Annotated in this window: 17 protein-coding genes; 4 read left to right on the top strand and 13 right to left on the bottom strand. The window is 72.1% G+C overall.

Going from position 1 to position 22,514, the window contains the following annotated elements:
* Positions 1-57: 57 nt before the first annotated feature.
* The 7 genes from D3105_RS05765 to D3105_RS05735 form a co-directional block, all read right to left on the bottom strand.
* Positions 58-1,116 (bottom strand): VWA domain-containing protein, encoded by a 1,059-nt coding sequence (locus D3105_RS05765; protein ID WP_006128220.1) that lies wholly within the window; start codon positions 1,114-1,116, stop codon positions 58-60.
* Between the two features lie 137 nt (positions 1,117-1,253).
* On the bottom strand, positions 1,254-3,494 hold the full coding sequence (locus tag D3105_RS05760) for a M9 family metallopeptidase (protein ID WP_240646816.1): 2,241 nt from the start codon (positions 3,492-3,494) through the stop codon (positions 1,254-1,256).
* 270 nt (positions 3,495-3,764) lie between these two features.
* On the bottom strand, positions 3,765-4,799 hold the full coding sequence (locus D3105_RS05755) for an ABC transporter ATP-binding protein (RefSeq protein ID WP_118900598.1): 1,035 nt from the start codon (positions 4,797-4,799) through the stop codon (positions 3,765-3,767).
* Positions 4,796-5,887, bottom strand: a complete 1,092-nt coding sequence (locus D3105_RS05750; RefSeq protein WP_118900596.1) for an ABC transporter ATP-binding protein — start codon at positions 5,885-5,887, stop codon at positions 4,796-4,798. The genes D3105_RS05755 and D3105_RS05750 overlap by 4 nt, the downstream gene beginning before the upstream one ends.
* Before the next feature lie 2 nt (positions 5,888-5,889).
* Positions 5,890-6,876: an ABC transporter permease gene (locus D3105_RS05745; RefSeq protein ID WP_118900594.1), complete on the bottom strand. Its 987-nt coding sequence runs from the start codon at positions 6,874-6,876 to the stop codon at positions 5,890-5,892.
* Positions 6,873-7,862, bottom strand: coding sequence for an ABC transporter permease (locus tag D3105_RS05740; RefSeq protein WP_118900592.1), 990 nt, complete (start codon positions 7,860-7,862; stop codon positions 6,873-6,875). The genes D3105_RS05745 and D3105_RS05740 overlap by 4 nt, the downstream gene beginning before the upstream one ends.
* Positions 7,863-7,882: 20 nt before the next feature.
* A complete protein-coding gene (locus D3105_RS05735) occupies positions 7,883-9,628 on the bottom strand; it encodes an ABC transporter substrate-binding protein (protein WP_118900590.1) in 1,746 nt (581 codons plus the stop codon).
* A 316-nt stretch (positions 9,629-9,944) separates the two neighbouring features.
* On the opposite strand from D3105_RS05735, the gene D3105_RS05730 reads away from it, so the two are divergent.
* Both D3105_RS05730 and D3105_RS05725 read left to right on the top strand, forming a co-directional pair.
* A complete protein-coding gene (locus D3105_RS05730; RefSeq protein ID WP_118900588.1) occupies positions 9,945-11,405 on the top strand; it encodes an aminopeptidase P family protein in 1,461 nt (486 codons plus the stop codon).
* 68 nt (positions 11,406-11,473) lie between these two features.
* Positions 11,474-12,184 (top strand): GntR family transcriptional regulator, encoded by a 711-nt coding sequence (locus D3105_RS05725; RefSeq protein WP_118900586.1) that lies wholly within the window; start codon positions 11,474-11,476, stop codon positions 12,182-12,184.
* 59 nt (positions 12,185-12,243) lie between these two features.
* Here D3105_RS05725 and D3105_RS05720 read toward each other — a convergent pair whose 3' ends face one another.
* The 6 genes from D3105_RS05720 to D3105_RS05690 all read right to left on the bottom strand — a co-directional run bounded on the left by D3105_RS05720 (position 12,244) and on the right by D3105_RS05690 (position 18,733).
* The gene (locus tag D3105_RS05720; RefSeq protein ID WP_118900584.1) at positions 12,244-13,245 is read right to left on the bottom strand and encodes a proline racemase family protein; all 1,002 of its coding nucleotides are present in this window, start codon (positions 13,243-13,245) and stop codon (positions 12,244-12,246) included.
* A 1-nt stretch (position 13,246) separates the two neighbouring features.
* On the bottom strand, positions 13,247-14,161 hold the full coding sequence (locus D3105_RS05715; protein WP_118900582.1) for a dihydrodipicolinate synthase family protein: 915 nt from the start codon (positions 14,159-14,161) through the stop codon (positions 13,247-13,249).
* A 9-nt stretch (positions 14,162-14,170) separates the two neighbouring features.
* On the bottom strand, positions 14,171-15,661 hold the full coding sequence (locus tag D3105_RS05710; protein ID WP_118900580.1) for an NAD(P)/FAD-dependent oxidoreductase: 1,491 nt from the start codon (positions 15,659-15,661) through the stop codon (positions 14,171-14,173).
* A complete protein-coding gene (locus tag D3105_RS05705; protein WP_118900577.1) occupies positions 15,654-15,944 on the bottom strand; it encodes a (2Fe-2S)-binding protein in 291 nt (96 codons plus the stop codon). The genes D3105_RS05710 and D3105_RS05705 overlap by 8 nt, the downstream gene beginning before the upstream one ends.
* Complete coding sequence (locus D3105_RS05700; protein WP_165890966.1) at positions 15,941-17,101, bottom strand: NAD(P)/FAD-dependent oxidoreductase; 1,161 nt, start codon at positions 17,099-17,101, stop codon at positions 15,941-15,943. The genes D3105_RS05705 and D3105_RS05700 overlap by 4 nt, the downstream gene beginning before the upstream one ends.
* Before the next feature lie 732 nt (positions 17,102-17,833).
* On the bottom strand, positions 17,834-18,733 hold the full coding sequence (locus D3105_RS05690; protein WP_118900573.1) for a hypothetical protein: 900 nt from the start codon (positions 18,731-18,733) through the stop codon (positions 17,834-17,836).
* A 107-nt stretch (positions 18,734-18,840) separates the two neighbouring features.
* Between D3105_RS05690 and D3105_RS05685 the strand changes: the two genes are divergently transcribed.
* Both D3105_RS05685 and D3105_RS05680 read left to right on the top strand, forming a co-directional pair.
* Positions 18,841-20,019, top strand: coding sequence for a CapA family protein (locus D3105_RS05685; RefSeq protein WP_165890965.1), 1,179 nt, complete (start codon positions 18,841-18,843; stop codon positions 20,017-20,019).
* A 233-nt stretch (positions 20,020-20,252) separates the two neighbouring features.
* Positions 20,253-22,508, top strand: coding sequence for a cache domain-containing protein (locus tag D3105_RS05680; RefSeq protein ID WP_118900568.1), 2,256 nt, complete (start codon positions 20,253-20,255; stop codon positions 22,506-22,508).
* Positions 22,509-22,514 lie beyond the last annotated feature (6 nt).

The following is a 22,514-nucleotide window of genomic DNA, read 5'->3' as shown; positions in this document are numbered from 1 at the left end:
CTGAACGACCGTCCGGGGTCGGAAAGTCGTCGGGGGGGGGCCGGGGGTCGTCCGGGGTCAGAGCATGATGAGCAGGCGTGTATCGGCCTTGAGCTTCCTGTTCACCGAACGGCTCTGGACGTACACCTCCAGCTTGGGGTTGTTGCCCGCCTTCACCGAGACCGTCCCGCGGACTCCGGCGCCGAACAGGAGGTTGCGCGCCGCCTCGCCCGTGTAGGCGCGGTCGGTGTCCTTCTCGACGACGATGACCTCCTTGTCGGGCTGCACCTGGACCCGGGAGCCCAACTGGTAGTAGCAGGAGCCGCGTTCGTAGGTGACGCCCGGGTGCGAGTCGACGAAGGCACGGATCTCCATCTCCTTGTCGACCTTCAGCAGCCGGTACTTGTCGGCCGCGACCGGTTCGAGGGTGGCCCGCACGTCGTCCACGGATATGTCCTGGCCGACGGCGAACAGGTTCTTCGTGCCGCGCACGCCCTGCTCGCGGCCGCGCAGGAAGCTGGTGGCGGCGGCGCGCACGGTGCCGATCGCGTCCTCGACGCCCTTCTGGGAGTCCGCGTCCCAGATCGCGATGTTGCCCGCCGGGAAGCCGTAGTTCTGGGCGGTGCGCTTGGCCAGGGAGTTCGGCACGAGGATCGCGGAGGTCCAGTGCCCCGGGAGCCCGTTCATCTTCGCGGTGATCCGGTCGAGCCAGGGGCCGAGGATGGTCATGTCGCCGTCGTGGCGCCGGTCGCCGCCGGAGGCGTTCTCCTCGCCGTCCGTCACCACGATCTGGAGGAAGCTGTGCTCGCCGTACTCCTCCCAGATGTGGCCCAGGTCGTCCAGGGACTTCAGCGAGGCCTCGATCAGCGCCGTCGCGCCGTTGTTCACCTTGTACAGCCCGCGCATCGACGGAAGGTGCTTCACATCCATGTCCCAGACCAGGTTCTCCACTCGGTGGTCGAAGGAGTAGAGGCTGATCCGGGTCTCGTGGCCGAGGCTGTCAGACTCCGCCTTCAGCCCCGCCACGAACTCGTCGACGACACGGATCAGCTGACCCTGGTGCTGGTACATCGAACCGGAGGCGTCCACGACCAGAGCGACGTGATTCACCTTGTGCTGGATCCTGTTGGCGGACATGACTGTGCTCCCTCTCCGGTGTTCCCCGAACCCCCCGGGGGTTCCCCGAGCGATGTCTTCGACTCTATGGGGAGGCACTGACAACGGGGCCGGGCGCGCGTGGCGCCCGGCCCCGGCCGGAAGGTGCGGCGGGCGGGTCAGTAGGCGGTCGTGACGGTGGCTCCGCCGAACGAGGCGGCCGCGTGCAGGCTGATGTAGTGGGCGCCGGCGGGCGGGTCGGTGACGGTCAGGGTGTGGGCGTTGCCGGGTCCGGTGGCGCGGCTGGTGTGGGAGGCGGTCGTGGCCCAGCCGGTCCCGCTGTAGTAGAGGTCCGCGTCGCCGGTGCCGCCGCTGACGGTGATCTTCAGCTGCTCCGTGCCGGCCGGGATGTACAGGTAGTGGTAGGCATAGTTGCCGGTGGTGGCGGAGAGGTTGCTCCGACGGCAGTTCTCGCCCAGAACGCGCGTATCGGGGTCGGTGCACTCGGAGACGGGGGTGGTGGAGCCGTCGCCGCAGTCCCCGGCGGCGCAACCCGCCAGCCAGGCCCGGAAGTCGCTGTCGTACCGGGTGCCGATGGTGCTGGTGAGGTGGGTCCGGGCGGCGGCCCACTGTCCGGTGCGATAGTGGCCGAGCACCGTGTCCATGTCGGCGGGGTGCTTCTCCAGCATGTACCGCACGGCGAGGTAACCCCAGCGGTACACCCGCGTGGTGCCGTGGCTGTAGTCGGTGCCGAAGAGGGTGCTCAGGGCGTAGGTGCCCTTGCCGGCCTCGGTCATCGCCGCGGTGTAGGGCTCGCCCCGGTAGTGGTAGGAGATGTACTCAGCGAAGCCCTCCACCCACCAGACGGTGGGGGTGCTCATGTTCTCGGTGAAGTCGCCGTACATGGTGAAGCGGCCGTCGAGGTAGTGCGTGTACTCGTGGTTGAGGTTCCAGATGTGGAAGTCCGGCCGCAGCCACTCCGCCTCGTAGGCGATGAAGCGGGGCTGGTTGCCCTCGACGGAGGGGTCGCCCTCCAGGTACATGCCGCCGTTGTTGGTGTCGATCCCGTACATCGCGCCGGCGTACGTCTGGTAGTCGGCGCTTGAGTCGTAGGCGATGACCTCGATGCTGGTGTTGTGGTCGTCGGCGACCGGGCCGTCATCCTTGGCGATCCGGTGGAAGTAGGCGTCCTGCTCGATGAGGCTGGTGCAGGACGCGCTCAGCTCGGCGGAGGTCATCTGCTGGGCCAGGATGCGGATGCCGGGGCTACAGGTGTGACGGACCGGCAGGACCTCCCGCTTCAGGCGTTCCTGGAGGTCGCAGACGCCGTACGCCGAGCAGTTCGCGCGGTCGTAGTAGTCGGCCATCTCCGCTATGCCCACCCAGAGCGCGGCGGTGGGGCCGGTGATCGAACTCCGGCCGAGCAAGTCGGTGGCCAGGGGCCGGGCCTTGCCCCACAGGCTCGGGTACTGGAGGAAGCGGCCCAGCTCCCGCCCGGCGTTGGAGGTCAGGTACGCGTGGTCGCCGTCGAGCAGGGAGAGGTGGTCGGCGGCGAAGCGGTGCAGGGAATCGATGACGCTCGGGTCCGCCTCGACGGCGCTGACGAACTCGGGCACCTGGTGGCCCCGGAAGGTCACCGTGTACACGCCGTTGACCGCGGCGAGCATCCGCGAGAGGTCGTTCCAGGAGGAGTCGTAGTCCGCCAGCATCCGCTTGACGACGTTCAGATAGCGGGCGTTCTCCTGGGCGCTGTCGATCAGGATGACCGCCTCGGACAGCGTCTCGCCGTTCTCGTCGGTGACGTCACGCGACCGGGGGCTCGCGAAGAAGCTGTCGAGGCCCGAGCGGACGGCGGTCCGCAGGGCGCTGCCGTACGGGCCGACGACATCCGGGTTGTACCACTGCACGTAGTACCCGGCCCGGAGGTAGAGCACGAGCTGCGGGGTGCCGGTGCTCCCGTCGCCCGGGTAGTAGGCGGAGTTGTCGCGCAGGGCGTACGCCACCGAGGTCATCTGGGCTTCACGGAAGGCGAGTCGGGCGTCGTTGCCGGTCAGGCCGAACAGCGTGTTCACGCAGTCGGTGGTGGACGCCTTGATCTGGCGCACCAGTTCGGTGCCGGTGCGGCCGGTGAAGTCGGCCGGGTCGCACGCGGCGGCCTTCGCTGAGGACTTCTTGCCTGCGTCGTGGTCGCCGTACGCCTCCCTGAGAGCGGACTTGTCGGCGCTCAGCGGGGGGAGCTGGGGCGCCGATCGCCGGTCCTCGGTCCGGTGACCGGTTTCCGGTGCGGAGGACTGCTGCGCCCGCGGGGCGGGGTCGGCCGTCCCGGCGGGGCGGGTCGGTTGCGACGCGTTCGATGCCGTGGCGGCCGAAGGGGAGTTCGGCTGCGCCTGGGCCGGCTGCGCGAGCAGCGCGACGCCCATCGCCCCGGCCAGAGCCAGCGGCAGAACGGCACCCACACCTCGGCGGACGAGTGTGGTTCTCACGTTGATTTTCCTCCCATGAGGGATCGGGCCACGCGCTCGCGTAACCGATGGGACGGACAGGGCGCGGCTCGGGGATGTCGTCATGCCGTGTGCCGGCCGGACAGAACGGGTCCGACGCCCGACTTGGCATGTCCACGACCTGTGCCATGTACCATTGCACAGGTCACACATCACAAGGAAGACCCGTGCCGGAAATCCACGGCCCTTTCAGTCCGCTTCAGGGAAATGACAGGCGGCCGTGCGCGCTCCTGAGCCCACGACCTGGAGCAACGGCCGCTCGGTCCGGCAGACCGCCTGCGCCTTGGGGCAGCGCGGGTGGAAGCCGCAGCCGCCGGGCGGCGCGGCGGGGCTCGGCGGGTCGCCGAGCAGGAGGATCCGCTCCCGGCGGCGCTCCGCCGCCGGGTCGGGCAGCGGGACCGCCGAGAGCAGCGCCCGGGTGTAGGGGTGCGCCGGCCGGTCGTACAGCTCGCGCTTGTCGCCGATCTCGACGATGCGCCCCAGGTACATCACCGCCACCCGGTCGCACACCCGCTTCACGACGGACAGGTCGTGGGCGATGAAGAGGAACGAGAGGCCCAGGTCGTCGCCCAGACGTTCCATCAGGTTGACGACCTGGGCCTGTACGGACACGTCGAGCGCGGAGACCGGCTCGTCGGCGACGATCAGGCGGGGGCCGGTCGCCAGGGCGCGGGCGATGCCGATCCGCTGGGCCTGCCCGCCGGAGAACTGGTACGGGTGCCGGTCCAGGTGTTCCGCCCCCAGGCCCACCAGGTCGAGCAGTTCGGCAGCCCGGTCCCGAGCGGCCCGGACCGTGGCCCCCTGCACCAGCAGGGGTTCGGCGATGATCCGGGCGACGGTCTGCCGCGGGTTCAGGGAGGCGTGGGGATCCTGGAAGATGATCTGGAGGTGTCGCCGGACCGGCCGTAGCTCCCGCGGGGACAGATGGGTGATGTCACGCCCCTCGAACTCGACGCTCCCCGCCGTGGGTTGGAGCAGCCGGACCAGCATCCGGCCCGTCGTGGACTTGCCGCAGCCCGACTCCCCGACAAGACCCAGGGTCTCCCCCGCGGCGAGCTCCAGATCGACGCCGTCCACCGCGCGGACGGGCGCGGCGGCACGGCCGAGAACGCGGCGTCCGGGAAACGTCTTCACCAGCCCGCGTACGGACAGTAGGGGCGCGGCCCCGCCGCCCCCGTCCGAACGAGCTTGATTTTCAGGGGAGTTGGAGTACGGGGATGTCATCGGACCTCCTCGGCCGGCAGGGGAGCCTCGTCGGGCGGACCGGGGTGCGGGACGGCCGGGGTGGCTGCCAGGGGCAGGTGGCAGGCGACCAGTCGGCCCTCGCCGGGTGCAGCCCGCGGGCGGGGGCTCTCTCCGGCGCAGCGGTCCCGCTCCGGGGCGGTGGCGGCGGCCGCCCGGGGGCAGCGCGGTGCGAACGGGCAGCCGGTCCGCGGTTCGGCCGGTGACGGCGGGGAGCCGGGGATGGCGCGCAGCGGTGCGTCGTCGGGGTCGTCCAGGCGGGGCAGCGAGTCCAGGAGGCCGCGGGTGTAGGGGTGCGCGGGGCTGTTGAACAGCGCGTCCACCGGGGCCTGTTCGGCGCCGCGTCCGCCGTACATGACGAGCACCTCGTGGGCGACGCGCGCCACCACACCCAGGTCGTGGGTGATCATCAGGACGCCCAGTCCGCGTTCCTGCTGGAGGCGGGCGATCAGTTCGAGGATCTGCGCCTGGACGGTGACGTCGAGCGCGGTGGTCGGTTCGTCGGCGACGAGCAGTTCGGGTTCGCAGGACAGGGCCATGGCGATCATGGCGCGCTGGCGCATGCCGCCGGAGAACTGGTGCGGGTACTCCCCCGCCCGGCGGCCCGGTTCGGGGATGCCGACCTCGCCGAGCATGTCCACGGCCCGTCTGCGGGCAACGCGTCGGGCACTGCCGAAGTGGTGGCGGTGGGCCTCCGCGATCTGTTCGCCGACCGTGTACGCGGGATGCAGCGCGGACAGCGGGTCCTGGAAGACCATCGCCATCCGGCGTCCGCGCAGTCGGCCGAACCGGCGGTCGGTCAGGCCGAGGAGTTCCTGTCCGGCGAGGGTGATCGAGCCGCTCACCCGGGCCCGGCGGTGCAGGCCCATCACGGCGAGGGAGGTGACCGACTTGCCGGAGCCGGATTCGCCGACGAGGCCCAGGGTGCGGCCGGCCGTCACGGTGAGGGAGACCCCGTCGACGGCCTGGACGGCTCCGGCCGGGGTGTCGAAGGCGACCCGCAGGTCGTGGACGCGCAGCAGGGGCTGGTCCGGTTCGAGGAACTGTTCCGGTTCGGTGGTGGGCGGCACGGTCAGTTCCTCACCCTCGGGTCGACGACGGCGTACAGCAGGTCGATGACGACGTTGGCCGCCACGATGAAGAAGGCCGCGAGCAGCGTGACGCCGAGCACGACGGGCTGGTCGGAGCGTTGCAGGGCGTCGTAGAAGAGCCGGCCCACGCCGGGGATGCCGAAGATGGACTCGGTGATGACCGCTCCGGCCAGCAGGGCGCCGAGGTCCATGCCGAAGAGTGTGAGCACGGGCGTCATCGCGGAGCGCAGTCCGTGCTTGACCACGACAGTCCGGGCGGGCAGGCCCTTGGCGCGGGCGGTCCGGATGTAGGGCTGCTCCATCGTCTCGATCAGAGAACTGCGGCTCTGCCGGGCGTACATGGCGGCGTAGAGGAGAGCCAGGGCGACCCAGGGGAGCAGCAGGTTGGCCGCCCAGGCCAGGGGGTCGTCGGTGAGCGCGACGTAGGCGGGGTAGGGCAGCAGTCCGGTCAGCCGGACCAGGCCGTACAGGAGCATCACCGCGGTGAAGTAGACGGGCAGCGAGGCGGTGGCGACCGCGCCGACCATCAGGGTGCGGTCGAGAAGCCCGCCCTTGCGCAGGGCCGCGGTCACTCCGGCGCCCAGTCCGAGCACCAGCCACAGGCAGGCGGCGCCGAAGGCCAGCGACACGGAGACGGGCAGCCGGTCCATCAGCAGGTCCCACACCGGCAGGGCGTTCTCGTAGGAGTAGCCGAGGCAGGGGAAGCCGCACTGGATCGCGTGGGGGCCGCTGCCCAGCTCGCGGCCGGCGAAGATGCCGACGAGGTAGTCGCCGAACTGGCGCCGCACGGGCTGGTCGAGCCCCATGAAGTGGCGTACCTCCGCGAGCCGTTGCGGACTGCACGTCTTGCCGCAGGCCGCTGCGGCGGGGTCGGCGGGCAGCAGGTAGAAGATGGTGAAGGTGACGGCGCAGATGGCGAGCAGGACGCCCGCCACGCCGAGACATCTGCGGATCAGGAAGGCGATCACGGCCGGCCTCCCTGGGGGTCGAGGATGTCGCGCAGGGCGTCGCCGAGGACCGTGAAGGCGAGGACGGCGACGAAGAGGAAGACGCTGGGGACGATGAAGTACATGGGGTCCGTCTCGTAGTACGCGACGGCCTCGGCGATCATCTGCCCCCAGGAGGGGGTCGGCGGACGCACACCCACTCCGAGGAAGCTGAGCGCGGCCTCGGTGCTGATCATTCCGGGGATCAGCAGCGTGGTGAACGCGATGACGGGCCCGGAGATGTTGGGCAGCACCTGGCGGGTGAGGATCCGCCAGGGTCCGCTGCCGCAGGCGCGGGCGGCCTCGACGAATTCGCGGTGGCGCAGGGAGAGGGCCTCGGCGCGCACCACGCGGGCGATGCCGGGCCAGCCGAAGACGCCGATGACGGCGGTCATCAGCACGACCCGGTTGACGTCCTGGGCCACCGACATCATCGCGATCATGAAGATGAGCGAGGGAAAGGACATGGTGAGGTCCATCAGCCTGCTCAGTACGGTGTCGACGCGGCCGCCGAAGTAGCCGGCGGCGATGCCCGCCGCGGTGCCGGTGACGACGACGATCGCGGTGGCGGCGAAGGCGATCAGCAGGGAGACCTGGGCGCCGTGGACGACGCGGGCGAACAGGTCGCGGCCGGTGACCGGTTCGACGCCGAGCCAGTGTTCGGCGCCGATGCCGCCGAGGGTGCCGTGGGGCAGGCCGCCGAGGTAGGGGTCGATGGCGTCGGCGTCGAAGGCGGTGGGCGACCAGCCGCCCAGCCGGCTGAGCAGGGGCGCGGTGAGGGCGATCAGGATCAGCAGGGCGGCGGCGATCAGGGCGGTCCGGCTGCCCCGGTCACCCCACAGGCGGCGCCAGGTGGTCCGCCAGGGGGCGTCGGGCGGGACCGGGGCGTCGGGCGGGACCGGGGCACCGGGCCCGTCGGCAGCGGGTGCGTCACCCGGTCCGGGGGCCGGGGCGTCGGCGATGCTCATGGGAACGCGTCCCCGCCCTCTCAGCCCTCGCTCCGCGACGGGTCCTTGAGGCCGATGACCGCGAAGTCGAACTGGCCGGTCCAGGAGGGGTGCCCGAAGGCTCCGGCGATGTTGTCGCCGACGAGCAGCGGCTTGCGCTCCCAGAGGAGGGGGACGGCCGGGGACTTGGCCTGGATCTCCCGGTCGAGCGCGTTCCACGCCTTCGCGGCGGCGGCCGCGTCGGACATCGCGGCGATCTCGTCCATGCGCCGCTCCACGGCCTTGTCGCGGAACTGGGAGACGTTGCCCTGGTTGCCCTTGGCCTTGATGGTGCGGCCGTCGAAGACGAACGGCAGGAAGGTGGCGGCGGACGGGTAGTCCGGGCACCAGCCGCTGATGGCCATGTCGGGGGCGTTCGCGGTGTCGCCGATGGTGTCGTAGTAGACGGAGGGGTCGACGGTCTCGATGCGCAGCCGTATGCCGACCCGGGCCAAGCTCTGCTGGAGTGCTTCGGCGCGGGTCCTGTCGCCGGTGGACACGGTGATCGTCGTGTCGAAGCCGTCACCCTTGCCCGCCGCGGCGAGAAGCTTCTCGGCCTTCTTCTCGTCCCCGGTGGCCGGCCCGGCGTGGACCGGTTCGGCGGCGCGGCCGCCGGTGAGGGACGGCGGCAGATAGGCGGTGGCGATGTCGTTGAGGGCGGGCCCTCCGTTGGCGGTGACCTGGGCCCGCTTGTCGACGGCGTACTGCATCGCCTGACGGAGCTTCGGGTCGTCGAAGGGTGCCCTGGAGGTGTTCAGCGCGAGCATGTCCGTGCAGCCGGTGCGCTCGGCGGAGAGTCGCTGCCGGATCTCGGGCCTCGGCAGGACCTTGGCGACGCTGGAGGGTTGGAGGTCGGACCACTCGACGGCGGAGGCGTCGGCGCCCGCGCTCTCGATGATCCGGTCGTCCGTCTGCCCGCCCTTGAGGCCCTGGATCACCACGATACGGTCGGGGTACGCCTTGCGCACCGGGTCGGTCGCCGCGTCCCAGTGGGGATTGCGGCCGAGCACCAGCTTCTTGCCCCGGGCGTAGCTCTCGATGCGGTACGGCCCGGAGGAGAAGGGCCGCAGGTCGTACTGGACGCCCTTCTCCCGGGACGCGGGCACGGGCGAGAAGGTCGGCAGCGTGACCGTGGAGGAGAACTCGGCGACGGGCCTGCGCAGCGAGAAGACGACGGTCCGGTCGTCGGGAGTGCGGATCGAGTCGAGGTGTTCGCCGTCCAGCGGGCCGGCGTATCCCTCGGCGCCGGCCAGATAGCGCTGGGCGTAGTCGGGTCCGCCCGCGAGGTCCGGGGCGAAGGAGCGCTCGACGTTGTACTTGATGTCGCGGGCGAGGATCGGGGTGCCGTCCTCGTAGACGAGGCCGGGCTTCAGGGTGAAGGTCCAGGTGCGGCCTCCGTCGGAGGATCTGCCGAGGTCGGTCGCGAGGTCGGGGACGACCTCGCTGCCCCGCTTCCCGGGCGCGGCCCGGAAGGTGGTGAGGGTGCGGTAGATCAGCCGGGTTCCGAAGTCCATGGTCGGCATGACCCAGTTGCGGGCCGGGTCCAGGTGGGCGAAGTCCTGGTTGGACAGCACGGTCAGGGTGCCGCCCCGCATCGGTGTGCCGCCGATGACGGTGCCGGTCGCCACGCCGGGCTGCCGCGTGTCCGGCCCGCGGTCGTCACCTCCCTGCGTGGAGCAGGCACTCAGCAGGGCCAGGGCCAGCGAGGTGCTCAGGGATACGGACAGCGCACGGCTGCGACGGGACATGGGGCACTCCTCGGTACGGGAGAACGGCTCGGTACGGGAACGGGGCACGGCGACAGCGGAACGGGCGAGAGTCCGGAGGGACTTGGTGCTCCGGGCGGTCGAGCGGCCCGGAGGGCGACTGCCTGCGGAACGCGAGGCGGAGCGGGCCGGGAAGAGCGTCCGCATCCACGTGATGTGACCCGTAACATAGTAATGTGAAATTGCACAGCCAAGGAGTATGACGCCCCGTTACCGAAACGTGTCCCGCAGCCCGGACGCTTCGGACCTCCGGCCCGGCGCCCCCGGCAGCCCCCGGCACGCCCCCCGAAGGAGACCCATGACCTCCACACCCCCTGCCCACCTGCACACGGGCAGTCACGATCTGCCGGTACCGGCCGCCCTGGACGCCTTCATGGCCACCGGCTGGGCGCCCTCCCCGCTGCCCGCCGACGCACGGGTCCCCGGCCGCGCCACGCTCCCCGCCCGGCGGCAGCGGCTGTCGGCGCGCTTCCCGGGCGAACGGCTGGTCATACCCGCCGGAACGCTCAAGGTCCGTTCGAACGACACCGATCACCGCTTCCGCCCGCACAGCGCCTACGCCTGGCTGACCGGACTGACCGGCGAGGAGCAGCCCGGCCACGTCCTGGTCCTCGAACCGTCGGGCCCCGACGGCCATGAGGCGGTGCTCCACGTCCGCCCTCGCTCCCCCCGCGACACCAGCGGGTTCTACCGCGACCGCCGCTACGGCGAGTTCTGGGTCGGCCGCCGCCCCGACCTGGACGAGACGGCGGCGCTGACCGGACTGCGCTGCGCCCGGCTGGACGAGCTGCCGGGCCTCCTCGCCGGCCCGCAGCCGCCGACCCGCCTGCTCGCCGGCGTCGACCCCCGGGTGAACGAGATGCTGCCAGAGCGCTCCCACACTCCGTCAGGAGACGCCGAGTTGGACGCCGTGCTCGCCGAACTCCGGTTGCGCAAGGACCCGTGGGAGATGGGCCAGCTCCAACTGGCCGTCGACCACACGACGGCGGGCTTCGAGGACGTGGTGCGCGCCCTGCCCGACGCCCTGCGCCACCCCCGCGGCGAGCGCCGGATCGAGGGCGTGTTCAACCTGCGCGCGCGGACCGAGGGCAACGGCACGGGGTACGAGACCATCGCGGCGGCGGGCGCGCACGCCTGCGTCCTGCACTGGATCCGCAACGACGGCCCGCTCGCCCCGTCCCAACTCCTCCTGCTCGACGCGGGGGTGGAGACCGACACCCTCTACACCGCGGACATCACCCGCACCCTCCCCCTGTCAGGCCGCTTCTCACCGGCCCAACGCGAGGTCTACGAACTGGTGCTGGCCGCGCAGGAGGCCGCCATCGCCACCCTGCGGCCCGGCGCCCGCTTCCGGGACTTCCACCATGAGGCCATGCGCGTCATCGCCGAGGGGCTGCACGCCTGGGGCGTCCTGCCGGTCCCACCCGAGGAGGCGCTCGCCGACGACAGCGGCCTGTACCGCCGCTACACCCTGTGCAGCAGCGGGCACATGCTCGGCATCGACGTGCACGACTGCGCCCGGGCCCGTGCGGAGACCTATCTGGACGGCGTGCTGGAGGAGGGCCACGTCCTCACCGTCGAACCCGGGCTCTATCTCCAGCCGGACGACGAGACGCTGCCGCCCGAACTGCGCGGCATGGGCGTGCGGATCGAGGACGACCTCGTGATCACCGCCGACGGTGCGCGGCTCCTCTCCGGCGCGCTGCCCCGTACGGCCGACGGCGTCGAGGAGTGGATGGCCCGCCTCCTGGACGGCTGACGGCCGAGGAGGGGCGCACCGCGCAACGTGACATTGTATAGTGCGGTGACAAATTTGAAGGGGAACGCATGAGTGAGCTGAAGTCCCGCAAACTCATCTCGGTGCAGGAGCATCTGCGCGACCAGGTCGCCAACGCCCTGCGGGCCGCGCTGATAGCGGGGGAACTCCAGCCCGGCGTGATCTACTCGGCCCCCACCCTGGCCGCCGAGTACGGCGTCTCGGCCACACCGGTGCGCGAGGCCATGCTCGACCTGGCCCGGGAGGGCCTGGTCGAGGCGGTGCGCAACAAGGGCTTCCGGGTGACCGAGCTCTCCGAGCGCGACCTGGACGAGTACACCGAGATCCGCGCGCTCATCGAGATCCCCACCATCGGCCGGGTGACCCGTACCGCCTCCCGCGAGCAGTTGGAGGCGGTACGTCCGGTGGCCGAGGAGATCGTGGCCGCCGCACAGCGGGGCGACCTGATCGGCTACCTGGAGTCGGACCGCCGCTTCCACCTCGACCTGCTCGCCCTCGCGGGGAACGCGCGCCTCGTCGAGACGGTGGCCGACCTGCGCAAGCGCTCCCGGCTGTACGGACTCACCGACCTTTCCGAAGAGGGGTCGTTGGTGGGTTCGGCGCAGGAGCACACCGTGCTGCTCGACATCATGATCGAGGGTGACGCGGAGGCGGCCGAGGAGCACATGCGCCGCCATCTCGCGCATGTGCGGACCCTGTGGGCGGCCCGGAAGCGGGAGGCCGAACGCGCGGCCCCGTCCCGCAGGCTCGGCGCGCGTTGACACCGAAGTCGCTCCGGTACTGGGGACGTTGACGCCGGGCCGGGTGTGCGGATCGGCCGTCACACGGTGAATCCCTCCGGGTAGGGGTCGGTCGGGTCGAGCAGGTACTGCGCGGTCCCGGTGATCCAGGCGCGGCCGGTGACGGAGGGCAGGACGGCGGGCAGGCCGCCGACCGTGGTCTCCGACAGGATCCGGCCGGTGAAGCGGGAGCCGATGAAGGACTCGTTGACCAAGTCCTGCCCGGTCTTCAGCAGTCCCCGCGCGTGCAGTTGGGCCATCCGGGCGCTGGTCCCCGTCCCGCAGGGCGAGCGGTCGAACCAGCCGGGGTGGATCGCCATGGCGTGCCGCGAGTGCTCGGCGGTGGAGCCGGGGGCCTCCAGATAGACGTGGTGGCAGACGTCGATCGCCGGGTTCTCCGGGTGGACCACCGGGTTCTGCTCGTTGACCGCCCGCATGACGGCCAGGCCCGCGTCGAGCAGCCGGCCCTTCTCCGCCCGGTCGAAGGGGATGCCGAGGTCCTCGGTGCGTACGACGGCGTAGAAGTTGCCGCCGTACGCCATGTCGTAGCGGACCGGTCCGTACCCCGCCACCTCGACGACCTGGTCCAGCGCGTGGCTGTAGGAGGCGACGTTCTCCAGGGTGACGGACTCCGCCCGGCCGTCGCGCACGGCGACCCGTGCCGTGACGAGACCGGCGGGGGTGTCGAGGCGGATGAGGGTCTCCGGCTCGACCGCCTCGACCATGCCCGTCTCCACCAGGACCGTCGCCACGCCGATGGTGCCGTGGCCGCACATGGGCAGACAGCCGGAGACCTCGATGAACAGCACGCCGAAGTCGGAGTCCGGCCGGGTCGGGGGCTGGAGGATCGCGCCGGACATGGACGCGTGCCCGCGCGGCTCGCACATCAACAGGGTGCGCAGACCGTCCCGTTCGGCCATGAACCGCTGTCGCCGCTCCGCCATGGTCGCGCCCGGCAGGACACCCACCCCGCCGGTGATCACCCGGGTCGGCATGCCCTCGGTGTGCGAGTCGACCGCGTGGTAACAGACCGTGGAGCGCACGTCAGTTCACCCCCGCGTCAATGAGCGCCCGGGTGGCGGAACGTACGACGGCCTCGGTCTCCGGGTCCAGGGGCTGCCGGGGCGGCCGGCAGGCGCCGCCGGTCCGGCCGATCATGTCCTGGCCGAGCTTGATCGCCTGGACGAACTCGGTCCTGCTGTCCCAGCGCAGTACGGAGTGGAGCCGGCGGTAGAGCGGGAGCGCGGTGGTGAGGTCGCCGGCCAGCGCGGCGTTGTACAGGTCGAGGCAGGCGCGCGGGAAGACCTGGGGGTATCCGGCGACCCAACCCTTGGCCCCGGCGACGGCGACTTCGAGGAGGGTGTCGTCGGTGCCGATGATCAGGTCGAGCCCGGGGGCGAGTTCGTTGATGGCGTAGCACCTGCGGACGTCCCCGGAGAACTCCTTCACGCCCACGATGAACCCCTCGGCGTACAGCTTGGCGAGCAGCTCGGGGCGCAGGTCGACCTTGGTGTCGATGGGGTTGTTGTAGGCGGTGACGGGGAGCCCGGCGGAGGCGACCAAGGCGTAGTGCTCCAGGACGGCGCGGTCGTCGGCCCGGTAGGCGTTGGGGGGCAGGCACATGACGGCCTGGCAGCCGGCGTCCTTGGCGAAGAGCGCGTGCCGCCTCGCCTCGATCGCGCCGTACGCCCCGACGCCCGGCATCACGGTGAAGCCGTCGGGGGCGTGGGCGACGGCGGTCTCGACGACACGGTCGCGTTCCTCGTACGTCAGGGTCTGGTACTCCCCCAGCGACCCGTTCGGGGCGACGCCGTGCAGGCCCTGTTCGGCGAGCCAGGCGACGTTGTCCCCGTAGGCGCCGTGGTCGACGGCGAGGTCCCGGCCGAACGGGAGGCTCGTCGCGACGATGACGCCGTGCCAGGGTGTGCGGGCGGGGGCCGTGCGGTCCACGCGGTTCATGGGAGCTCCTCAGGTGGGTTCGGAAGGGATGTCGCCGGTGGGAGACTCGCTGGAGTCGGCGAGCGCGCCGAGCGTGACCGGGGTCGCGATCAGCCGTTCGGCGGGGGTGTAGGGCTCGGTACGGGCGGCGACGAGGCAGTGCACGGCGGGCCCGCACATCCGGCCCTGGCACCAGCCCATGCCCGCCCTGGTCAGCTGTTTGACCTGCCGGTGGCCGGTTGCCGGGCCGTCGGCGCGTGCGGCTCGGACCGCCCCCGCGGTGACCTCCTCGCACCGGCAGACCGTGGTGTCGTCGGTCAGCCAGGCCGGCCAGTCCCGCGGCACGGGGTGCGCCCGGGCCAGGGCGCGGGCGAAGGCGCGGTGCCGGGCCACCGCCCGGCGCTCGGCGGCCAGGGGCCGGAGGCCCGGTCGACCTGGCACGGAGAGGTCGGTGAGCACCGAGACGGCCGCCACGCGCCCCTCGCTCAGCGCGAGCGCAGCCCCGCCCACCCCGCAGGTCTCGCCCGCCGCGTAGAGGCCCGGCACGGTGGTGCGCTGTCCGGCGTCGACGGCGGCGACCATGGTGCCGTCGCCCGCGTCGGCGAGGTCGCAGCCGAGCGGGAGCAGCAGGTCGAGCTGGGGGACGAAGCCCCAGCCGACGCCCACGGTGTCGGCCTCGATCCGCCGCTCGGTGCCCGGGAGCGGCGCCCCGTCGGCGTCCAGGGCTGCGGTGCGTACGACGGCGACCCGCCCCTCCCCTTCGGCGGCGACGATGCCGGTGCGGGTGCGGACCGGGATCCGGTGCCGGGCGAGCGTGCCCGCGTAGCCGGCGGCTTCCGCCCACTTGGCGGGGTTGCGCAGCAGGGGCGCGGGGTGGCGCAGCCAGGCCGCGGGCGCCGCCGCCTCGCACACCGCGACGACCTCGGCACCGCGTGCGGCGAGGGCGGCGGCGACGGGCAGCAGGAAGGGGCCCGTACCACCGAGGACCACGCGGCGGCCGGCCACCACTCCCCCGCCTTTGAGCAGCGACTGGAGCCCGCCGACGGTGAGCACACCGGGCAGGTCCCAGCCCGGGAAGGGGAGTTGGCGGTCGTAGGCGCCGGTCGCCACCAGCAGGGCCGGTGCGCGCAGCACGACGGCCCGCTCCTCGGGCGGCCTGCCGCGGTCCACCGCGTGGACGGTGAAGCCGTTCGCCGCGCGGGCCGTGGTCCATACGTGGTGGTCGAGCAGGAGGGTGAGCCGTCCGGTGCGCTGGTGGGCGGCCAGGGTCGCGCGGAGGGTGCGGTAGGTGCGCAGATCGTGGTGCAGGTCGTCGGTGGAGAGCGCCTCGCGCGCGTGGTCCGGGGGATGGCGCCAGAACTGGCCGCCCGGCGCGGGGCCCGAGTCGATGAGGGCGACCCGCAGCCCTCCGTCCAGGGCGGTGACGGCGGCCGCCATACCGGCCGGCCCGGCGCCCACCACCACGAGGTCGTGCGGCTCATGCATCGCGGCGGGGCCACCGGGGCCCTGGGGCTCAGTCATCGTCGCCCTCCCCCGTCACGACGGCCATGCCCGCGCGGGCCCGCACCAGGCAGGCGCGCTGCCCGCGCCTTCCGTCGACGGTGAGGAGGCAGTCGTAACAGACGCCGATCCCGCAGAAGACGCCCCGGGGCCGCTGCCCGCCCCGGGTGGTCCGCCAGGCGACCCGGCCCGAGGCGACGAGCGCGGCGGCCAGGGTCTGTCCGGGGACGAACGCCAGCGGTTCGCCGTCCACGGTGAACGCGGGTGCGGTGGATACGTCGGTCTCCGCGGCCGCTCCGGTCACTTCGGCACACCTCCGGTCGTGAGGAATCGGTCGGGCAGAAGGCCGGTGTGGGCGGCCGGATCGGCACCGCGCCACGGGCGGCCCAGCAACTGGGCGGTGATCAGGGCGCCGGTCCCGGGAGCGAGGCCGATGCCCGCGCCCTCGTGGCCGCACGCGTGGAGGACGCCGGGGACCCGGGGGTCCGGGCCGACGACCGGCAGGTGGTCGGGGCAGTACGGCCTGAATCCCCGGTAGGCGCGGATCAGATGGACGTCGCGCAGGAACGGGAAGAGGCGGCACGCCTGCGCGGCGAGCAGGGCCACCACGGCCGGGTTCATCGCGGTGTCGAAGCCGACGCGTTCGCGGCTGGCGCCGATCAGGACGGTGCCCGCGCGGGTGCCCTCGACGACGCACGAGGTCTCCAGGCCCTCGTCGCTGGAGGCGACGTTGGCGACGTAGTCGGCGGAGTAGACCTTGTGCCGGATCATCGGCGGCAGCGGCTCGGTGACCAGGACGAACCCCCGGCGCGGGAGGACCTCGACGGGAGCGCCGAGGCGGCGGCCGACCTCCCCGCCCCACGTTCCGGCCGCGTTGACCACGGCGTCGGCGGTCAGCACCGCACCGTCGGCCGTGCGAACTCCGGTGATCCGCCCGCCGGTTCCGGTGACGGCGGCGACGGCCTCGCCGGTACGCACCCGGGCGCCGCGGCGGACCGCGGCCCGCAGCAGTCCGGCCGCCGCGAGGACGGGCTGCACCTGGGCGTCCTGCGGGTAGTGGACGCCGCCGGGGAGGCCGGGCGCGATGTGCGGTTCGAACTCCCTCACGCGGTCGACGCGTTCGGTACGGATGCCGACCGCCGCCTGGCGTGCGGCGAACGCATGGAGGGCGGCGAGGCCTTCGAGGGCGCTCGCGACGACCAGCCCGCCCTTGTTCTCGAACTCGATTGCCCCTGGGCCGAGTTCCTCGCTCACCTCGTCCCAGAGGTCACGGCTGAGCCGGGCCAACTCCAGTTCCGGGCCAGGCTCCTTGTCGGAGAGCAGGATGTTCCCCTCCCCCCGGCTGGTGGTGCCCGCACCGACGGCGCCCCGGTCGAGCACCGTGACGCCGAGACCGGCGGAGGCGGCGTGGAAAGCGCAGGCGGCTCCCACGATGCCCGCACCGACGATGACGACTTCCATGACCACCCCTTGGCGTCCACACGACCGCCGCTAGTGCAATGTCACATGCCATTGCTCAGGCTATACATCGGTCCGGCCCGAGGACAATGCCGCCGACGTCAGGTCATCTCTCAGGGCACGGGCTGCTGCTGGGTGACACGGTGGACGCCGCCACCGCCCGGCCCGAGACGGTCGATGTTCGACCGACCGTCCCGAAGGTGGCGGCGCCTCGATGGCTGCGGCGCCGGTCTGCCGTGAGGAGTGGGCAGGTCGATGACACCGCCTCGGGGCATCACCTGCGGTTCCTGGGCCCGCGGGGGCCGGGGCGCTGAGCCGGTGTATGTCATGAACGGGAACCCACCCGGTTCGACGATGCGGGTACGGGCCGCCGCGGCATCGGCGTGGACACCACCGAGCACCAGTACGCGACGCCCGGCCAGAGGCCTGTCCGGGGCGCCGACGGGCTGCACCGGCCGGCGTGGAGCGGGTACCGACACCTCGGGCGCCAAGTCGACGGTGACAACGACGGGTTCCGCTTCCGACTCGGCCACGACGGCCGTCGCCTCATGCGCGATCCCCGGGCGTACGTCGGCCGGCATGCGCAGGAAGGCGTGCTCGTCGATGACCGGCACACCCTCTGGCGGTTCAGCGCCAGGGTGCACAGCCGCTGCGAGCCCCGCAGCCACATCCGCGCGCGGGCGAACTCATGGGCCAGGAAGTCGTAGTCGAACTGGGCGTTGTCCCCGCGACGGCCTAACCCCCGGCATTCCACCCCGCGACCAGTCCACCCAGGGCCTCGGCCGCCTCCTCGGTGTCGCGGCCGTCGTCCGCGCGGGCGTGGCGAGCCAGTTCGACGTGGACGAAGCCGGCGTGTTCGCGCTCCGCCGAGCGGCCCTGGACGTTGCTCCTGCCCTCCAGCGGGCAGCGTGCCTCCCAGGCCCGGCAGACCCGCAGCCCGTCGTCGTCCATGCGGTCGGCCAGAGCGGCCACCTCGGCGGGGGCCGTCTCGACGGCTCCGGTGGAGACGACGGCATCCCAGGGGCGGTCGGAGGAGTCGGTGAAGCCGTGCAGCTGGACACCGGGCACCCCGCGCTTCTGCAGCTCCACGACGACCGCGTGGAAGGCGCTGTCCTCGCGGTGGGCGACATCGGCCCGGCCGTCCTTGCCGGCCCGGCGGTGGGATCCGGCGAGGACGAGTGCGCCGCCGGGGTTCTGCTCCAGGAGCCGGATGCCGAGGTCCTCGGTGTCGCGGTCGGAGACGGGGTGCGGGACCTGGGCGTTCCAGCGAACGGTCGAGTCGGCGTTGAGATACACGCGGCCCCAGCGGGCGCTCTCGCCCGGGCCGGTCGCGGCGATCTCGTCGTAGCGGCGGCCCGAGTCGGTGTCGGTGAGGCGGGTGAGGCCGAGGCCGAGCGGGGCGAGCTGCCGCTCGGCGCCCTGGGCGTCACCCGACAGCAGACTCCCGACGGCCTTCGCCAGCCGCGCGCGCTGCGCCTTGCGGGGCGGGCTGTAGGGGGCGTCGGCGCGGAACGTCGCCGTGTATCCGAGGATGCGGCTGCGCAGGTCGACCAGTTCCCGGGCGCGCGGAACGGTGCCCTCCGGGGTCGGGGAGGTGTCGGCCTGACAGCCGGCGAGAGCCAGGATCAAACCCACCGGAACAAAAATGCGGAGGAAACGTGATCCCCTCGTGATGGCAATACGACGATCACACATGAGGCTCATGTAAGTATGACTCAGTGACATTCCGTAATTCTCTCGGTATGGGTCGTTCGATGGGCCTGCTGGCGATAGCCGTCGGCCTGACCGTGTCGTGCGGCTCGGAGCCGGCGCAACCCCAGGCCCAGGGCGGCGGCCGCAGTTTCAGCGTCGCCGCGGCCGGAGACGTCCTCATCCATCCCGAGCTGGTCGAGCAGGCCGCCAAGGATGCCGAGAAGAGCGGGCATGGGGAGGCCGGTCTGGACTTCGGGCCGCTGCTCGCCGGGGTGAAGCCCGTGATCAGCAAGGCCGACCTCGCGATCTGTCACATGGAGACACCCGTCGGGAAGCCCGAGGGACCGTTCCAGGGGTACCCGGAATTCCTGGTTCCGCCGCAGATCCTGACCAGCCTGAAAGACGTCGGATACGACACCTGCTCGACAGCCTCCAATCACACCTTCGACCATGGACTGAAAGCCGTGCGCCGCACGCTGGACGCCATGGACAAGGTGGGCCTCGGGCACAGCGGGTCGGCGCGGACGCCGAAGGAAGCAGAGCAGATCAACATCCGCGACGTCAACGGCGTCAAGGTCGCTCACCTCTCGTACTCCTGGGAGTCCTTCCTCAACCCCACGCCCGAGAAGCAGAGCTGGGCCTTCAACCTCTCCCGCACGGAGACCATCAAGAAGGACGAGAAGCGGGCCCGCGACAAGGGCGCCGAGGTGGTGCTGCTCTCCCTGCACTGGGGTCTGGAGCACTACAACGAGCCGAGCGTCCCGCAGCTCGACATGGCCCGGCGGATCACCGAGGAGACCGGCGTCGACCTGGTGATCGGGCACCATGCCCACGTGGTGCAGCCGATCCAGAAGGTGAACGGCACCTGGGTCGCCTACAGCCTCGGCAACCAGGTGGCCCGGCACTCCTCGCCGACCGGCCTCACCGAGGAGGGGGCCATCGGCTGGTTCGAGTTCCGTGAGACCGCCGACGGCTGGGACGTCTCCGCCCGCTACCGCACCACGCTCGTGGACATCCCCCCGGAGCTCGAACCCGGGGAGAAGGTGCCCGAGGGCGCGGTCGAGGACGTCCGGCTGGTGGACGTACAGCAGGCACTGGAGAACCCCGAAGGGCTGTCCGCCGACCGGACCGCCCGCTACCGGCTGGCCGAGGACCGGACGCGCGGCTTCCTCTTCAACCGGGGAGCGCCGGGCGGTGACGGCCTGAAGCGGCTGTCGCCGGCGAAGTGACCAGGCCCACACCCTCGTATATGCCAACGGACACAACCTCTTAGGCGCTTGTCCGTCTTTTCAACGACAGCGTCTCGCGCTTTTCGACGACACAACGTCTCGCAGCCACGCGACAGCGGTGCTTCCTCCGGGCACTGAGCACCCGCAGCGACCAAGGAAGAAAACCGGTGACATCGACTCCTGCCGCGCCCCTCGTGCCGAAAGGCCGGCGGCGCAGCCGCAGACGTGCGGACATGCCGTTGCTGGGTGGCATCCGGCCGCCGATCGCCCTGCTGTGCGTGCTGATCCTCGCCCTCGCGGGCCTCACGGCCAAGGTGCTGGGGCCGGGCGCGGAACCGGTCGTGCCCAAGGCGGTGCTCTCCTCGCAGCAGCACTTCGCCGAGGACGGCGCCATCGCCCTGCGCGCCTCGATCGACGAGCGGGTCACCGACCTCGAACGCACCGCCACCGCGCTGAACGCGGGCAAGCCGGCCGACCCCGAGCGCGTGCTGTCGGACCTGAGCAAGGCGTACCAGAAGTGGACCGGCACCACCGTGCTTGATCTGGCGGACGGCAAGGTGCTCGCCGCTCGCGGGGAGCGCATCCCGCTCGCCTGGGTGGACAAGGACGTCCTCACCGGTGACCAGGCGCTCACCCCGCGGATGGTGCGGCTGGAGACCGGCGACGTACGCCTGATGACGATGGCCGTGCTGGAGGGGAAGCAGGGGGCGCAGCAGCTGCTGGTCGCCTCCAACAGCCTCTCCGTGCCCCCCATCAACCTGGGCCCGTTCCGCAGCATGGCCGTCGTCGCCCGCGGTGGCGAGATCCTCGCGACCGCCGGCTTCGAGCAGTCCGAGGCACTGAACTCGGACGCGGAGCGCAAGGAACTCACCTTCCTGCAGAAGCAGATGACCCGGCTGTCCGACCAGGCCGCCGAGGAGACCGAGCAGAACCCGGTCAGTGCCCGGGAGCCCGGTTCCCGCGGCTACCCCGGGGTCAGCGGAACCCTGGTGGGCGGGGGCTACAACGGCCGGGTCGCCACCGTGGGGTACGCCTCCCTCGCCGCCTCCGACCCGGAGGACGGGGAGAGCGTCGCCGCCGGTCTCGGTCTTACCGTCGTCTCCCTGCTCCCCGTGGTCCAGCAGCAGACCCTCACCGACGACAGCCGGCACCTCTTCGGCCTGCTCGCGGCGGGCGCCCTGGTGCTGCTCGGCCTGCTCGCGGTCGCCGTGCTGTGGATGACCGTGCAGCGCCCGCTGCTCGGCCTGTTCCTGGAGTCCCGCCGGCTCGCCCGCGGCGACCTGATCCGCCCGGTCACGGTGCCGCGCTGGGGCGAGGCCGCCCGGATCGGCGCCGCGCTGGAGCGCATCCGCGGCCAGCTCGGCGGCCCGCACGGATCCGACGGCCCCGTCGGCGCGCGGCCGAGCGGCCGGTTCCGGGGTGGTGCGCGCGGGCCGCTGGCGCTGACGGCGGTTCTCCTGCTGCTGTGGTGCGTTCCCGTCGGGCTCCTGCTCAACCGCACGGACGGGACCGTCAGCATCCCCGCCGTCATGGTCAACGACCAGCGCGACCGCACCGACCTGGTCGCCGACCGGGCCCGCCGGGCGCTGAACGAGGCCCAGGCCGACCTCGTCTCCACCTCCCGCCTGCTCGACGTCGACGACCCCGCCGCCACCGAGACCGTGCTGAAGACCGCCCTGCGCGAGCACACCCGCTACCAGGCGCTGTACGTCGTCGGCGCGAACGGCGACATCGTCGCCCGGGCCGGCGGCGACCCCCACCCGTGGAGCACGGAGAAGGACCCGTCGCTGGTCCGCGTCTCCGGCCAGGGTGAGAAGAGGCCCGTCGTCCAGGCCGGGGCGCCCGTGCCGGAGCGCAAGGGCATGACCCTGGTCGGCGAGGTGCGGGTGGAGTTCCTCAACTCGCTGCTGAAGCGGCCCGGCCTCGGCGAGGTCCGGATCGTGAACGCGGACGCGCGGACCCTCGCCGCCAGCGACGGTTTCCGCGCCTTCGAGGGGCTGCCGAAGGACGCGCTGCCCGATCTGGTGCGCGCCGCCAATGTGCGGGTGGGCGCCGGGCCGCTGGAGAACGGGCTGCTCATCCGGGACGGCGGCGCCGTCACCGTGGCCGCCGCGGCGCCGTTCACCGGCGGCGGGGTCGCCTCCGACCTGGGCTGGACCGTCGTGAGCTGGCAGGACGCCGGCCGCTTCGAGATCACCGCCTACGAGCGCGAGGACCGCAGCGTGCTCGCCAGTCTGCTCGGCCTCGCCCTGATCGTGGTCTGCCTGGGCTGGATCCACCTCGTCGTCGTACGGCCCCTGCGGGCCCTCGCGGCGGCCACCGAGAAGCTCGCCGACGGAGACCTCAAGACCGTGCACTACCCCCGCTACCAGGACGAGGTGGGCGCCGTCGTCCGGAGCCTCGAACTGATCCGCCAGCAGTTGCAGGCCCGTCGGCAGACCCAGGCACGCCGGCCCGCCGAGTCCCGGCCCGGCGCCGGAGGAAGGTGACCCAGG

Origin of the sequence: Streptomyces globisporus, from assembly GCF_003501885.1 — a bacterium.
GTDB lineage: Bacteria > Actinomycetota > Actinomycetes > Streptomycetales > Streptomycetaceae > Streptomyces > Streptomyces globisporus_D.
Note: the sequence above shows the minus strand (reverse complement) of the source record. Positions and strands in the feature narration are given on the sequence as shown.

Coding starts and splice junctions, on each gene's coding strand:
- D3105_RS05760 (WP_240646816.1), bottom strand. CDS start 3,494: ATGGGCGTCGCGCTGCTCGCGCAGCCGGCCCAGGCGCAGCCGAACTCC.
- D3105_RS05740 (WP_118900592.1), bottom strand. CDS start 7,862: ATGAGCATCGCCGACGCCCCGGCCCCCGGACCGGGTGACGCACCCGCT.
- D3105_RS05715 (WP_118900582.1), bottom strand. CDS start 14,161: ATGAACCGCGTGGACCGCACGGCCCCCGCCCGCACACCCTGGCACGGC.
- D3105_RS05735 (WP_118900590.1), bottom strand. CDS start 9,628: ATGTCCCGTCGCAGCCGTGCGCTGTCCGTATCCCTGAGCACCTCGCTG.
- D3105_RS05755 (WP_118900598.1), bottom strand. CDS start 4,799: ATGACATCCCCGTACTCCAACTCCCCTGAAAATCAAGCTCGTTCGGAC.
- D3105_RS05685 (WP_165890965.1), top strand. CDS start 18,841: ATGGGTCGTTCGATGGGCCTGCTGGCGATAGCCGTCGGCCTGACCGTG.
- D3105_RS05725 (WP_118900586.1), top strand. CDS start 11,474: ATGAGTGAGCTGAAGTCCCGCAAACTCATCTCGGTGCAGGAGCATCTG.
- D3105_RS05700 (WP_165890966.1), bottom strand. CDS start 17,101: ATGGAAGTCGTCATCGTCGGTGCGGGCATCGTGGGAGCCGCCTGCGCT.
- D3105_RS05680 (WP_118900568.1), top strand. CDS start 20,253: ATGCCGTTGCTGGGTGGCATCCGGCCGCCGATCGCCCTGCTGTGCGTG.
- D3105_RS05710 (WP_118900580.1), bottom strand. CDS start 15,661: ATGACTGAGCCCCAGGGCCCCGGTGGCCCCGCCGCGATGCATGAGCCG.
- D3105_RS05765 (WP_006128220.1), bottom strand. CDS start 1,116: ATGTCCGCCAACAGGATCCAGCACAAGGTGAATCACGTCGCTCTGGTC.
- D3105_RS05730 (WP_118900588.1), top strand. CDS start 9,945: ATGACCTCCACACCCCCTGCCCACCTGCACACGGGCAGTCACGATCTG.